Source organism: Kitasatospora purpeofusca, from assembly GCF_000718025.1.
In the GTDB taxonomy this organism is placed as follows: domain Bacteria; phylum Actinomycetota; class Actinomycetes; order Streptomycetales; family Streptomycetaceae; genus Kitasatospora; species Kitasatospora purpeofusca.
This window is the reverse complement of sequence record NZ_JODS01000001.1, coordinates 567108-582035: the sequence shown is the minus strand read 5'-3', so window position 1 is coordinate 582035 and position 14928 is coordinate 567108. Positions and strand designations below refer to the sequence as shown.

Genomic DNA, 14928 nt, shown 5'->3' with positions numbered 1-14928 from the left:
GGACGGGCAGCGGGAGCGGACGCCGGGTGAACGAGCGCGGCGGGCAGGGGGTCACGGACGGGTGACACCGGTGTCCGCCCGGTGGTCACGCCCGGGCGCGCCGCGCCCGGGACGCGTAGCCTGCTGGGGCGGACGGGGGGCGGACGGACGGAGGGGCGATGGCGGTGGAGGAACAGCGGGCCGGCAGCCGGGTGAGCCGACCGGAGACCAGACTGGCGCGGCGCGGGTTCACCGACCCGGCCAAGGCGCTGCGGCTGCTCGCCGAACCGGCTCTGGACGGCCTGGCCGCGGACCCGGTGCTGCTCGACGCGCTCGCCGCCACCGCCGACCCTGACCTCGCCCTGCTCGGCCTGTCCCGGCTGCTGGAGGCCGCCGAGGAGACCGACCGGCACACCCTGCGCGACACCCTGACCACCTCCAAGCCGCTGCGCGACCGGCTGCTCGGGGTGCTCGGCGCGTCCACCGCGCTCGCCGACCACCTCGCCAGGCACCCGCACGACTGGCACGTCCTGGTCACCTTCGAGCTGCGCGACATGCACCCCGGCCCGGCGGACTTCCGCCGGGCGCTCGCCGAGGCCGTCGCCGCCGACACCACCGGCCGCCCGGGCGACGCGCTGCGGGTCGGCTACCGCCGCTGCCTGCTGGCGGTCGCCGCCCGCGACCTGACCGGCACCACCGACCTCGCCCAGACCGCCGCCGAACTCGCCGACCTGGCGGGCGCCACCCTCCAGACCGCCCTGGACCTGGCCGCCGCGCAGGACCCGGAGGCCGCCGCCGACTGCCGGCTCGCCGTCATCGGCATGGGCAAGTGCGGCGGCCGCGAACTCAACTACGTCTCCGACGTCGACGTCATCTTCGTCGCGGAGCCGCGCGAGGGCGTCGAGGAGCACCGGGCGGTCAGGGCCGCCACCCGGCTGGCCGCCGCGCTCACCCGGCTGTGCGCCGACACCACCGGCGAGGGCACCATCTGGCCGGTGGACGCCAATCTGCGCCCCGAGGGCCGCAACGGCCCGCTGGTCCGCACCCTGGCCAGCCATGTCGCCTACTACCGCCGCTGGGCCAAGACCTGGGAGTTCCAGGCGCTGCTCAAGGCCCGCCCGGTGGCCGGCGACGCCGAACTCGGCGAGGCGTACGTGGCCGAGCTGGCGCCGATGGTCTGGCAGGCCGCCGCCCGGGAGAACTTCGTCGCCGACGTGCAGCAGATGCGCCGCCGGGTGATCGACTCGATCCCCGCCACCGAGCTGGACCGCCAGCTCAAGCTGGGCCCCGGCGGACTGCGCGACGTCGAGTTCTCCGTCCAGCTGCTCCAGCTGGTGCACGGCCGCACCGACGAGGCGCTGCGCAGCGGCAACACCCTGGAGGCGCTGGCCGCGCTCTCCCGGGGCGGGTACGTGGGCCGCGCCGACGCCGCCTCGCTGGACGCCGCCTATCGCTTCCTGCGCTCGCTGGAGCACCGGATCCAGCTGCACCGGCTGCGCCGCACCCATCTGATGCCGACCGAGGACGAGGACCGGCGCCGGCTGGCCCGCTCGCTGGCGCCGCTGATCAACGACGACACCAGGGCCGACCCGGTCGCCGCGCTGCAGCGGGAGTGGAAGCGGCACGCCGTCGAGGTGCGCCGGCTGCACGAGAAGCTGTTCTACCGGCCGCTGCTGGACGCCGTCGCCGAGCTGCCGCCGGGCGCCGCGGGCCTGCGCCAGGACGCGGCCCGGGCCCGGCTGGAGGCGCTCGGCTACGCCGACCCGGCCGCCGCGCTGCGGCACCTGAGCGCGCTCGCCGCCGGGGTCAGCCGCAAGGCGGCGATCCAGCGCACCCTGCTGCCGGTGCTGCTCGGCTGGTTCGCCGACTCCGCCGACCCGGACGCCGGACTGCTCAACTTCCGCCAGGTCTCGGACGCGCTCGGCCGCACCCCCTGGTACCTGCGGCTGCTGCGCGACGAGAGCGCCGCCGCCGAGCAGCTGGCGCGGGTCCTGTCGGCCGGGCGGCTCGCCCCCGACCTGCTGCTGCGGGCGCCGGAGGCGGTCGCCATGCTCGGCGACCCGCAGGGACTGGTGCCGCGCGGGCGGCCCGCGCTGGAGCGGGAGGTGCTGGCCGCCGTCCGCCGGGCCGACTCGGTGGCCGGCGCGGTGGCGGCGGTGCGCTCGGTGCGCCGCCGGGAGCTGTTCCGCACCGCCGCCGCCGATGTGCTGGGGCGGCTCGGCGAGGACCCGGCGCAGGCGCTGGACGCGGCCGGCGAGGCGCTCACCGCGCTCAACGCGGCCACCCTGCAGGGTGCGCTGCGCGCCTGCGTGGCCGGCTGGGAGGCCCGCAACGGCGAGCTGCCGACCCGGATCGCGGTGATCGCGATGGGCCGGTTCGGCGGGCACGAGCTGGGCTACGGCTCGGACGCGGACGTGCTCTTCGTCCACGAGCCGGTGCTCGGCTCGCTGGAGGAGGACGCCGCCCGGGCCGCCCAGGCGGTCTGCCACGAGCTGCGCACCCTGCTGGCCGCGCCGTCCACCGAGCCGCCGCTGGAGGTGGACGCCGACCTGCGGCCGGAGGGGCGCAACGGCCCGCTGGTGCGCTCGCTCGCCTCGTACACGGCGTACTACCGGCGCTGGTCGCACGCCTGGGAGAGCCAGGCACTGCTGCGGGCCGAACCGGTGGCCGGGGACCCGGAGCTGGGGGAGCGGTTCCGGCAGCTGATCGACCCGCTGCGCTTCCCCGGCGAGGGGGTGCCCGAGCGGGACGTGCTGGAGATCCGCCGGATCAAGGCCAGGATCGAGGCGGAGCGGCTGCCGCGCGGCGCCGATCCGACCACCCACACCAAGATCGGCCGGGGCGGGCTGGCGGACGTCGAGTGGACCGTGCAGCTGCTCCAGCTGCGGCACGGGCACGAGCTGCCGGGGCTGCGCACCACCCGGACCAGGGCGGCGCTGGCGGCGGCGGCCGGGGCCGGGCTGGTCGGCGCGGAGGACGCGGAGGTGCTGGACGCGGCCTGGGTGCTGGCCTCCCGGGTGCGTTCGGCGGTGATGCTGGTGCGCGGCCGGCCGGGCGACTCCTTCCCGGCGGACACCCGGGAGCTGGCCGGGGTGGCCCGCTACCTGGGGTACGGGGCCGGGCACAGCGGCGAGCTGGTGGACGACTACCGGCGCACCACCCGGCGGGCCCGGTCGGTGGTGGAGCGGCTGTTCTACGGCTGACACCTGGGGAATGCCGAGAGGGGCCCCGGTCGCCCGGGGCCCCTCTCGGCGTTTCTCGTCCTCGGCCGCGGCCTCAGCGGCGGGAACTGCTCACCGCGGGCTCGCTCCACTGCTCGGGCACCGTGACCGGCTCGGCCGGCAGCTCCCGGGCGGGCACCTGCGGGAGCCGGTAGACCCAGGAGTGGTAGAGCCAGCCGGCGGTGAGGAAGCCGACCAGCAGGCACAGCAGGCCGCCGACGGCGTCCATCCAGAAGTGGTTGGCGGTGGAGACGATCACCAGCAGGGTGGCCGCCGGGTAGAGCAGGCCCAGCACCCGGACCCAGGTCCGGCGGGCCAGGAAGAAGATGGTCAGACCGCACCACGTCGACCAGCCGATGTGCATCGAGGGCATCGCGGCGAACTGGTTGGACACGTGGGTGGCCGGGCCGGAGGCCATCGAGCCCCAGGTGCCGTGCGTCTTCACGGTGTCGATGAAGCCGCCGTCGGTCATCAGCCGGGGCGGGGCCAGCGGGAAGAAGTAGAAGCCGACCAGCGCGATCGCGGTGGTGACGAACAGCACCGTGCGGGTCGCGGCGTAGCGGCCGGGGTGCCACCGGTAGAGCCAGACCAGGACGCCGATGGTCACCACGAAGTGCAGCGTCGCGTAGTAGTAGTTCATCCCGGTGATCAGCCAGCCGACGCTGTCGACCGCGTGGTTGACCGAGCGCTCGACGGCGATGCCGAGGGACTTCTCGAGGTCCCAGATCCAGCCGGCGTGCTTCTGCGCGATCGTCTCCTGCTCGGGGACGGCGTTGCGCACCAGGGAGTAGATCCAGTAGCTGATGCCGATCAGTGCCAGCTCGAACCAGAGTCTCGGCCGCGCGGGCGACCGGCGCTGCTCGCGGACGCGGTCACGCAGGGCCGCGGTACGGGTGCGGGCCGCAAGGGTGGCTCCGTCGGGCATGCGGCCGCCGTTCTGCTGGATCTCGGTCGGTTCCCCCATGGACGAGAAGTCTGCCAGACGTCCCGTAGCCGTCTGCTCATCCTCCGGAAGTGGATTCTTCACCGGCTGTCCCCCTTCAGAGGTAGGGGGTGGCTCCCACCGGGGGAGGGGGTGCGGACGGATCTGGGGTCAACCGGTGGGACGGGCATACGTCCCATTGTCACGCCGGACGGGCGGGGCGGCGCAATCGGGGGTGGGAGCGCGGGACCGGGGCGCATTTTCCCCGACCGAAACGCTTTCTGCATCTTGCTGAAACATATTGCAGGCCGCTAGCGTCTCGGCCACCCGACCACCCCATGACCCCGTATACCCGCGCAAGGGAGCCTTCAGTGGCCGAAGTCCCGCCCCGCCGCCGGCGGAGCACCCCTCGCAGACCCGGCCGGACGGCGGTGCTCCTGGCCGCCGCGCTCACCGCCGCCACCCTCGGCGCCACCGGACCGGCCGCGCTCGCCGCCGCCCCGCCCGGCCCGCCCTCGGACGCCGCGCTGGCCGCCACCGCCGGACGGCACGACCTCACCCGCGAGCAGTTCTACTTCGTCCTGCCGGACCGCTTCGCCAACGGCGACCGGGGCAACGACACCGGCGGCATCACCGGTACCCGCCTGGACCACGGCCTCGACCCGGCCGACAAGGGCTTCTACCACGGCGGCGACCTCGCCGGGCTGATCCAGCGGCTCGACTACATCCAGGACCTCGGCACCACCGCGATCTGGATGGCGCCGATCTTCACCAACAAGCCGGTCCAGGGCACCGGGGACGCCGCCAGCGCCGGCTACCACGGCTACTGGATCACCGACTTCACCCGGGTCGACCCGCACTTCGGCACCAACGAGCAGTTGAAGGAGCTGATAGCCAAGGCCCACGCCCGGGGCATCAAGGTCTTCTTCGACGTCATCACCAACCACACCGCCGACATCGTCGACAACCGGCAGGGGCAGTCCGGCTACCGCAGCACCGGCGCCTATCCGGTGCTGGACGCCGGCGGCAACCCCGTCGACGAGACCGCGCTCGCCGACGCTGGAGCGGCCTGGCCGAAGCTGACCAAGGACTCGTTCCCCTACAGCCCGGTCTTCCGCAGGCCCTCCGACGCCACCGCCAAGACCCCGGCCTGGCTCAACGACCCCGCGCTCTACCACAACCGGGGCGACTCCACCTTCGCCGGCGAGTCCGCCACCGAGGGCGACTTCTCCGGCCTCGACGACCTCGACACCCAGAACCCCAAGGTGGTCAAGGGCTTCGAGAAGGTCTACCAGCAGTGGGTCGAGGAGGCCGGCGTCGACGGCTTCCGGATCGACACCGTCAAGCACGTCAACATGGCCTTCTGGCAGCAGTGGGCGCCCGCGCTCAAGGAGTTCGCCGCCGAGCGGGGCAACAAGAAGTTCTTCATGTTCGGCGAGGTCTACTCCGGAGACCCGGCCGTCACCGCGCCCTACGTCACCAGGGGCAGGCTCCAGGCCACCCTCGACTTCCCGTTCCAGGGCGCCGCCCGCGCCTACGTCTCCCAGGGCGGCCCGGCCCGGGGCCTGGCCGAGCTCTACGGCCAGGACCACCGCTACACCACCGCCGACACCGACGCCTACGAGCTGCCGACCTTCCTCGGCAACCACGACATGGGCCGCTTCGGCTCCTTCCTGCTCGCCGACAACCCCGGCGCCGACGAGGCCACCCTGCTGAAGAAGGACCGGCTCGGCAACGAGCTGATGTTCCTCACCCGCGGCCAGCCCGTCGTCTACTACGGCGACGAGCAGGGCTTCACCGGTGCCGGCGGCGACAAGGACGCCCGCCAGGACGTCTTCGCCTCGCAGACCCCCTCCTACAACGCCGACCGGGTCCTCGGCGGCACCCCCGGCCCCGCCGACCGCTACGACCGGGACGCCGTGCCCTACCGGGACATCGCCGCCCTGGCCCAGCTCCGCCGCGACCACCCGGCGCTCGCCGACGGCGCCCAGATCGAGCGGTACGCGGCCGACGGCCCCGGCGTCTACGCCTTCTCCCGGATCGACGCCGCCCAGCAGGTCGAGTACCTGGTCGCGGTCAACAACGCCACCGGGGCGAAGACCGTCACCCTGGACACCTTCTCCGCCGGACAGGGCTTCGACCCGGTCTACCCGGCCCCCGGCGCACGGACCACCAGCGGCGCCGACCGCAGGGTCACCGTCACCGTGCCGGCCCTCTCCTCGGTCGTCCTCAAGGCCGCCGGGAAGCTCGTGCCGACCGCCGCCGCGCCCGCGATCACCCTCGGGGTGCCCGCCGAGGGCTCCACCGGAACCGTCACCGTCGGTGCGCAGGTGCCCGGCGGCGGATTCGGCCGGGTCACCTTCGCCGCGCAGATCGGCGACCGGCCCTGGCAGGTGCTCGGCAGCTCCGACACCGGGAAGTACGCCGTCACCCAGGACCTCGCGGGCGTCGCCCCCGGCACGCCCGTCCGCTACAAGGCCGTGGTCCAGGACGCCGCCGGCCGGCTGCGCTCCACGACCGGCGGCTTCACCACCGGCACCCCGGCCCCGAAGCCGGTCCCCAGCGCCGCCGCCCGCCCGTACGCCGTCGTCCACTACCAGCGCAAGGACGGCGACTACGACGGCTGGAACCTCTACGCCTGGGGCGACCTCGCCGACGGCGAGGCCACCCAGTGGCCCGCCGGCCACGGCTTCACCGGCCGGGACGCCTACGGCGCCTTCGCCTATGTGAAGCTCAGGCCGGGTGCCTCGGACCTCGGCTTCGTCGTCGAGAAGGACGGCGTCAAGGACGTCGACGCCGACCGGCACCTCGACCTCGGTGCCACCGGCGAGGTCTGGCTGCAGGAGGGCGACCCGGCCGTCCGCACCGCGAACCCCGGCCCGGCGAACACCCCGCCTGCGGGCACCGCCGTGCTCCACTACAACCGGGCCGACGGGAACTACGACGGCTGGGGCCTGCACGACTGGACCGGCGCCGCCAGCCCCACCGACTGGGGCAACCCGCTGCAGCCCGTCCGCCGGGACGCCTTCGGTGCCGTCTTCGAGGTGCCGCTCGCCCCCGGCGCGACCAGCCTCAGCTACATCCTGCACAAGGGCAACGACAAGGACCTGCCCGCCGACCAGTCGCTCGACCTGGCCGGCACCGGCCGCGAGGTCTGGATCCTCGGCGGCCGCGAGGGCTACCTGCTGCCGCAGTCCGGCGGCGCCTCCTCCCAGCTGGACCCCTCCTCCGCCAAGGCCCAGTGGATCGACGCCCGCACCGTCGTCGTCCCGCCCGGGTACGGCGCCGGGGACGCCGCCCTCGCCGCCGGCACCAGCGCCCAGCTGGTGTACGACCCGGCGGGCGGCATCCGGGCCGACCGGGGCACGCTCACCGGGCCCGGCCGGTGGATCCGGCTGGAGCCCGCCCCCGGCGGGCTGACCGCCGCCCAGAAGGCGGCCTACCCGCACCTGGCCGGCTACCGCGCCTTCACCGTCGACACCCGCGACGCCGCCCGGGTGCCGGAAGCCCTGCGCGGCCAGCTGCTGTTCACCGAGCACCTGCCGAGCGGCGCCGCCCTGGCCGCCACCGGGGTGCAGATCCCCGGCGCGCTCGACGACCTGTACGCCCGCCGCACCGGCCGGGTCGACTTCGGACCGGCGTACTACAACGGCAAGGTCGCGCTCTCGCTCTGGGCGCCGACCGCGCAGGAGGTCTCCGTCCAGGTCTTCGACACCGCCTCCGACGGCACCCCGAGGACCCTGCCGCTGAAGCGCGACGAGGAGACCGGCGTCTGGGAGGTGGTCCGGGACCGGGCCGAACTCGACGGCAAGTACTACCTGTACCAGGTCAAGGTCTGGGCGCCGACGGTCCAGCAGCTGGTGGTCAACACCGTCACCGACCCGTACTCCGTCGCCCTCTCCACCGACTCCCGGCGCAGCCTGGTCGCCGACCTCGCCGCGAAGGCGCTCAAGCCGCCGGGCTGGGAGAACCACGCCGTCCCGCCGGCCGTCCCGCTCGGGCGGGAGCAGATCCAGGAGCTGCACGTCCGGGACTTCTCCGTCGCGGACGACACCGTGCCGGCGGCCGAGCGCGGCACCTACCTGGCCTTCACCGAGTCGGAGGCGGCCGGTGCGAAGCACCTGCGCGAGCTCGCCGCGGCCGGGGTCACCACGGTCCACCTGCTGCCGACCTTCGACATCGCCACCATCAGGGAGAACCGGGCCGAGCAGAAGCTGCCCGCCTGCGACCTCGCCGCGCTGGCCGCCGACAGCGACAAGCAGCAGGAGTGCGTGGCGGCCGTCGCCGCCCAGGACGCCTACAACTGGGGCTACGACCCGCTCCACTACAACGTGCCGGAGGGCTCGTACGCCACCGACCCCGAAGGGACCGCGCGCACCGTGCAGTTCCGGCGGATGGTGCAGGCGATCCACGCGGCCGGCCTGCGGGTGGTGCTCGACGTCGTCTACAACCACACCGCCGCGAGCGGCCAGGCCGAGCACTCGGTGCTGGACAAGGTCGTCCCCGGCTACTACCAGCGGCTGGACGCCAACGGCAAGGTGACCGCGGACAGCTGCTGCGCCGACACCGCGCCCGAGCACGCCATGATGAACCGCCTGGTGGTCGACTCCGTCACCACCTGGGCGCGCGAGTACAAGGTGGACGGCTTCCGCTTCGACCTCATGGGCCTGGACCCGAAGTCCACCATGCTGGACGTGCAGGCGGCGCTGCGCCGGATGACGCCGGACTCGGACGGCGTGGACGGGAAGAACGTCCTGCTCTACGGCGAGGGCTGGAACTTCGGCGCGGTGGCGGACAACGCCCGGTTCGAGCAGGCCACCCAGCGGAACATGGCCGGCACCGGCATCGCCACCTTCGACGACCGGTTCCGGGACTCCGCGCGCGGCGGCAACTTCCAGCTCTCCTCGGCGCCCCAGCAGGGCTTCGCCTCGGGCCTGTTCACCGACCCGAACGGCTCGGCCGCCAACGGCACCCCGGAGCAGCAGAAGGCCCGGCTGCTCCAGCAGACGGACCGGCTCAAGGTGGGGCTGACCGGCAACCTGGCCGACTACTCCTTCACCGACAGCTCCGGACGGACCGTCACCGGAAAGGACGTCGACTACAACGGCGCCCCGACCGGCTACGCGGCCCGGCCCGGCGAGGCGCTCGCCTACGTGGACGCGCACGACAACGCCGACCTGTTCGACGCGCTGGCGTACAAGCTGCCGGCCGGCACCGCGCCCGCGGACCGGGCCCGGATGCAGGCGCTGGCACTCGCGCTGACCGCGCTGTCGCAGGGTCCCGGCTTCGTCCAGGCGGGCAGCGACCTGCTGCGTTCCAAGTCGCTGGACGCCAACTCCTACGACTCCGGCGACTGGTTCAACGCGATCCACTGGGACCCGCGGGACGGCAACGGCTGGGGCCGGGGGCTGCCGCCGGCCGCGGACAACAAGGAGCTGTGGCCCACCGCCAAGGCCCTGCTGGCGGACCCGCGGCTGACCGTGGGCGCCGCCGACATCGCGGCGGCGGGCGCGCAGTACCAGGACTTCCTGCGGATCAAGCGCTCCTCGCCGCTGTTCGCGCTGCCGACCCTGGCGGCCGTGCAGCAGCGGCTCGGCTATCCGCTGTCGGGCACGCCCGGCGAGGTCCCGGGGGTGCTCACCCTGCACCTGGACGGCACCGGGCTGCCGGGCGCGGGGAAGGGGATCACGGTGGTGTTCAACGCGACGCCCACCGAGCAGAGCCAGACCGTCGGCGCGCTCGCCGGGACGGCCCAGGCACTGCACCCGGTCCAGGCCGGCGGCGCCGACCCGGTGGTGAAGCGGTCCGGCTTCGCCGCGGCGACCGGGACCTTCACCGTGCCGGGCCGCACGGTGGCGGTGTTCGTGCAGAGCTGACGGAGTGTCGTCGACCGGGCCCCGTTCCGTCACCGACGGGCGGGGCCCGGGACTGATCCACAGGGTTTCCGGTTCCATTCAATGTATGGAGTTGGCCGGAAACCGCCCCTGGCACGGCCGGAAAGGGGAGGTGCCGCCCCCGCCGGGCCCCGGGGCGGGTACCGCGGGCCGGGTCCGCGCCCTGAGCGCTGGTCAGTGCCTGCGGGGGGTGAGCAAACCTTTTGGCGGATATGAAAACGATCGTCGGATGTTCTTACGGGCGTAACACTCCTGACCGTCCGGCAGATGTACGGCCCGGTAGCTAATCGGCCAATCCATGGCATGCATCTGTCATTAACGGCTCGTTTGCTGCCACGATTCCTCCGGCTGCAGACGAGGGGGCCCCACCCCCCGGTGCGGCTGTCCGAGGTCAGGAACAGCGCGATCCCCCTGCCGAAACGCATTACCACCTTGCTCCGCAACCGCACCCGCGCCGCGCACCGGCGGCGGGGGCCCCCACTGAGTCGCAACCCCGCGGCCAGGTTCTGTCCACCGCCCGCGAACCCCGCGGCGGTCGGAAAAGGAGTCCGCATGTCCCGTTACGCCCACGCTCGGAAGGCAGCGGTTGTCATGGCCGCCACCACCGCGCTGCTGGTGACCGGTTTCCCGGCCCTCGCAACGGCGGTCACCCCCGACGCGCCGGCCGCCGTCGCCGCGCAGCAGGCGAGCCGCGCCGAGCTGATCGCCTCCGCGACCCAGCAGACCGCCGGCCTCGCCCAGACCCTGGGCCTGACCGCGAACGAGAAGCTGGTCACCAAGGACGTCGTCCAGGACACCAACGGTGCCCGCCACCTGCGCTACGAGCGCACCTACGCCGGCCTGCCGGTGCTCGGCGGCGACCTGATCGTCCACCAGGACGCGACCGGTGCCACCACGGGCGTGACCAAGGCCAGCGAGGCCGTGCTGAGCGGCGTGAACACCACGCCGAAGCTCGCCGCGCCGAAGGCCCAGGAGGCGGCGCTGGCCGCCCAGGCCGGCTCCGCGCTCGACACCGCCCCGCGCCTGGTCGTCTGGGCCGCCGACGGGACCCCGAAGCTCGCCTGGGAGACCGTCGTCTCCGGCAAGGAGTCGGACGGCACCCCGAGCCGCCTGCACGTCGTCACCGACGCCGCCACCGGCGCCGTGCTGAGCCAGAACGAGGGCATCAAGACCGGCACCGGCACCGGCGTCTTCGTCGGCAACGTGCCGCTGACCACCACCCAGAGCGGGTCCTCGTTCCAGCTCAAGGACGGCACCCGCGGCGGGCAGTACACCACCGACATGGGCAACCGGACCACCGGCAACGGCACCCTGTTCAGCAAGTCCAGCGACACCTGGGGCAACGGCTCGGCCAGCAACCGCGAGTCCGCCGCCGTCGACGCCCAGTACGGTGCCGCCGCCACCTGGGACTTCTACAAGAACACCTTCGGCCGCAGCGGCATCCGCAACGACGGCGCCGGCGCCTTCAGCCGGGTCCACTACGACACCGGCTACGTCAACGCCTTCTGGGACGACGGCTGCTTCTGCATGACCTACGGCGACGGGTCCGGCGACACCCACCCGCTGACCGAGCTGGACGTGGCCGGCCACGAGATGAGCCACGGCGTCACCTCCGCCACCGCCAACCTCAACTACTCCGGCGAGTCCGGCGGCCTCAACGAGGCCACCTCGGACATCTTCGGCAACGCGGTCGAGTTCTACGCCAACCTGCCGAAGGACAACCCGGACTACCTGGTCGGCGAGCTCATCGACATCAACGGCAACGGCACGCCGCTGCGCTACATGGACAAGCCCTCCAAGGACGGCGGCTCGGCCGACTCCTGGTACTCGGGCGTCGGCAACCTGGACGTGCACTACTCGTCCGGTGTCGCCAACCACTTCTTCTACCTGCTGGCGGAGGGCAGCGGCGCCAAGGTGATCAACGGCGTCAGCTACAACAGCCCGACCACCAACAACATCACCGTCACCGGCATCGGCCGGGACAAGGCGCTGCAGATCTGGTACAAGGCGCTGACCGCGTACATGACCTCCACCACCAACTTCGCCCAGGCCCGCACCGCCACGGAGAACGCCGCCAAGGCCCTCTACGGCGACGGCAGCCCCGAGCTGATCGCGGTCGGCACCGCCTGGGCGGGCGTCAACGTCGGCACCGTGCCCCCGAACCCGGGCGGCGTCACCGTCACCAGCCCGGGCAACCAGAGCACCAAGGTCGGCACCGCCGTCAACCTGGCCATCAAGGCCACCGGCGGCACCGCCCCGCTCACCTACTCGGCCACCGGCCTGCCGGCCGGCCTGTCGATCAACGCCTCCACCGGCGCGGTCACCGGCACCCCGACCACGATCGGCAACTCCAGCGTCACCGTGACGGCGAAGGACTCGGCCGGCAAGACCGGCTCGGCCACCTTCACCTGGGCGGTCACCGACGGCAGCAGCACCTGCACCCCGGCGCAGCTGCTCGGCAACGCGGGCTTCGAGACGGGCACGGCCGCGCCGTGGACCGCCTCCAGCGGCGTCATCGACAACTCGTCCTCGCAGGCCCCGCACGGTGGCACCTGGAAGTCGTGGCTGAACGGCTACGGCTCCACCCACACCGACAGCCTCTCGCAGACGGTCACCATCCCGGCCGGCTGCAAGGCGACCCTGAGCTTCTACCTGCACATCGACACCGGCGAGTCCGGCACCACCCAGTACGACAAGCTGACGGTCCAGGTCAACGGCACCACGCTGAAGACCTACTCCAACGTGGACGCGGCCGCGGGCTACCAGCTGCGGACCTTCGACCTGTCGACCTACGCGGGCCAGACGGTCACCCTGAAGTTCAACGGCACCGAGGACTCCTCGCTGCAGACCAGCTTCGTGATCGACGACACCTCGATCGCCACGAGCTGACCCGGCGCCGGTGAAACCGGCGGAAACCAGGTAAAGACAGGGCAGGGCCCGGCGGGTGCGACCGCCGGGCCCTGTGTCGTGGGCGGGTGCGCGCGGGGCGGGGGAGCGGGGCTCGGGGGCCGGTACGGATCGGCGCCGTGCGGTCCGGGGCCGTGAGCTTCCGGAAACCGTGCGGTCACCCCGGGGCAACCCGCGGGCAACACGAAACACGGGCGAAACGTGTCCGTCCGCGACCGGTAATCCGTTCTCGCCACACTTCCGGCACCTGCTTCCGCACGCAGCCCTCCGGAGGACCCCATGCTCCTGGCCGCTCCCCCCGCCGCGGCCCTGGCCGCCTCCGCGCCGTCGGGGATCGACACCGGCGACACCGCCTGGCTGCTCGCCGCCACCGCGCTGGTGCTGCTGATGACCCCGGGGCTGGCGCTGTTCTACGGCGGCATGGTCCGCGCCAAGAGCGTGCTCAACATGATCATGATGAGCTTCGTCTCGATCGCGGTGGTCACGGTGGTCTGGCTGCTGGCCGGCTACTCGCTCGCGTTCGGCCCGGACGCCGGTGGCTGGGGGCTGATCGGCGGCCTCGACCACCTGGGGATGGCCGGGATCACGCCCGCCTCGGTCACCGGCACCGTCCCCACCGTGCTGTTCGCGACCTTCCAGCTGACCTTCGCGATCATCACCGCCGCGCTGATCAGCGGCGCCATCGCGGACCGGGCCAGGTTCGGCGCCTGGGTGGCCTTCACCGCCGTCTGGACGCTGCTGGTCTACGTCCCGGTCGCGCACTGGGTGTTCGCGCCCGGCGGCTGGATCCTGGCCCGGCTCGGCGCGCTGGACTTCGCCGGCGGCACCGTGGTCGAGGTCAACTGCGGGGCGAGCGGCCTGGCCCTGGCGCTGCTGCTCGGGCCCCGGATCGGCTTCCGCAAGGAGGCGATGCGCCCGCACAGCCTGCCGCTGGTGCTGCTCGGCGCGGGCCTGCTCTGGTTCGGCTGGTTCGGCTTCAACGCCGGTTCGGCGCTGGGCGCCAACGGCCTGGCCGCCTCCGCCCTGCTCAACACCCAGGCGGCCGGCTGCGCCGGGCTGCTCGGCTGGCTGCTGGTCGAGAAGCGCCGGGACGGCCACGCCACCACCCTCGGCGCGGCCTCCGGCGCGGTGGCGGGCCTGGTCGCGATCACGCCGTCCTGCGGCAGCGTCGACCTGCTCGGCGCGCTGGTGATCGGGCTGGCGGCCGGCGTGGTCTGCTCGTACGCGGTGAGCTGGAAGTTCCGCTTCGGCTTCGACGACTCGCTGGACGTGGTGGGCGTGCACTTCGTGGCCGGGGCGATCGGCACCGTACTGATCGGCCTCTTCGCCACCGCCGCGATGACCGGCGGCGCGACGGGGCTGCTGCACGGCGGCGGGTTCGGGCAGTTGGGGCGTCAGCTGGTGGCCGTCGCCGCCGTCGCGGCCTACGCCTTCGCGGTCACCTACGGCATCGGGTGGGCGATCGAGCGGCTGATGGGCTTCCGGGCCGGTGAGGAGGACGAGCTCACCGGCCTGGACCTCGCCGTGCACGCCGAGACCGCGTACGATCACGGCGTCCTGGGCCACGGCGTGCTGGGGCAGGGGACAGTCCAGGCCCGCCCCGCCGCCAGCGTGCTCGCGCACCCGTCCGACAAGGCGCCCTCCGCATGAAGCTGATCACCGCGATCGTGAAGCCGTTCAAGCTGGACGAGGTCAAGCGCGCGCTGCAGGCCGCCGGGGTGCACGGACTGACCGTCAGCGAGGCCAGCGGGTACGGCCGCCAGCACGGGCACACCGAGGTGTACCGGGGCGCCGAGTACCGGATCGACCTGGTGCCCAAGGTGCGGATCGAGGTCGTCGTCGAGGACGAGGACGCGGACCTGGTGATCGAGGCGGTGGTCCGGGCGGCCCGGACCGGGAAGATCGGCGACGGCAAGGTGTGGGCGGTGCCGGTGGAGACCGTCGTCCGGGTGCGCACCGGCGAGCGCGGGCCGGACGCGGTCTGACGGGGCGTCGGCCACCCCAC

General features: G+C 73.4%; 6 protein-coding genes. 5 read left to right on the top strand and 1 reads right to left on the bottom strand.

Annotated features, from left to right (window positions below; genetic code table 11):
- The first annotated feature begins 158 nt into the window (after positions 1-158).
- A complete protein-coding gene (locus IF01_RS0102650) occupies positions 159-3182 on the top strand; it encodes a bifunctional [glutamine synthetase] adenylyltransferase/[glutamine synthetase]-adenylyl-L-tyrosine phosphorylase (RefSeq protein WP_051754833.1) in 3024 nt (1007 codons plus the stop codon).
- Positions 3183-3255: 73 nt separating this feature from the next.
- Here the strand turns inward: IF01_RS0102650 and IF01_RS0102645 are convergent, their stop codons facing one another.
- On the bottom strand, positions 3256-4164 hold the full coding sequence (locus tag IF01_RS0102645) for a phosphatase PAP2 family protein (RefSeq protein ID WP_051754832.1): 909 nt from the start codon (positions 4162-4164) through the stop codon (positions 3256-3258).
- A 329-nt stretch (positions 4165-4493) separates the two neighbouring features.
- Here IF01_RS0102645 and pulA point away from each other — a divergent pair, with 329 nt between their 5' ends.
- The 4 genes from pulA (at position 4494) to IF01_RS0102625 (ending at position 14908) form a co-directional block, all read left to right on the top strand.
- Positions 4494-9998 (top strand): pullulanase-type alpha-1,6-glucosidase, encoded by a 5505-nt coding sequence (gene pulA / locus IF01_RS0102640; protein ID WP_030391574.1) that lies wholly within the window; start codon positions 4494-4496, stop codon positions 9996-9998.
- Between the two features lie 570 nt (positions 9999-10568).
- A complete protein-coding gene (locus IF01_RS0102635) occupies positions 10569-12905 on the top strand; it encodes a M4 family metallopeptidase (protein ID WP_030391573.1) in 2337 nt (778 codons plus the stop codon).
- Positions 12906-13202: 297 nt separating this feature from the next.
- Positions 13203-14573: an ammonium transporter gene (locus tag IF01_RS0102630; protein ID WP_063764110.1), complete on the top strand. Its 1371-nt coding sequence runs from the start codon at positions 13203-13205 to the stop codon at positions 14571-14573.
- On the top strand, positions 14570-14908 hold the full coding sequence (locus IF01_RS0102625) for a P-II family nitrogen regulator (RefSeq protein ID WP_030391571.1): 339 nt from the start codon (positions 14570-14572) through the stop codon (positions 14906-14908). Before IF01_RS0102630 ends, IF01_RS0102625 begins: the two co-directional genes overlap by 4 nt.
- Positions 14909-14928: the final 20 nt, after the last annotated feature.

Coding starts and splice junctions, on each gene's coding strand:
- IF01_RS0102650 (WP_051754833.1), top strand. CDS start 159: ATGGCGGTGGAGGAACAGCGGGCCGGCAGCCGGGTGAGCCGACCGGAG.
- IF01_RS0102645 (WP_051754832.1), bottom strand. CDS start 4,164: ATGGGGGAACCGACCGAGATCCAGCAGAACGGCGGCCGCATGCCCGAC.
- IF01_RS0102635 (WP_030391573.1), top strand. CDS start 10,569: ATGTCCCGTTACGCCCACGCTCGGAAGGCAGCGGTTGTCATGGCCGCC.
- IF01_RS0102630 (WP_063764110.1), top strand. CDS start 13,203: ATGCTCCTGGCCGCTCCCCCCGCCGCGGCCCTGGCCGCCTCCGCGCCG.
- IF01_RS0102625 (WP_030391571.1), top strand. CDS start 14,570: ATGAAGCTGATCACCGCGATCGTGAAGCCGTTCAAGCTGGACGAGGTC.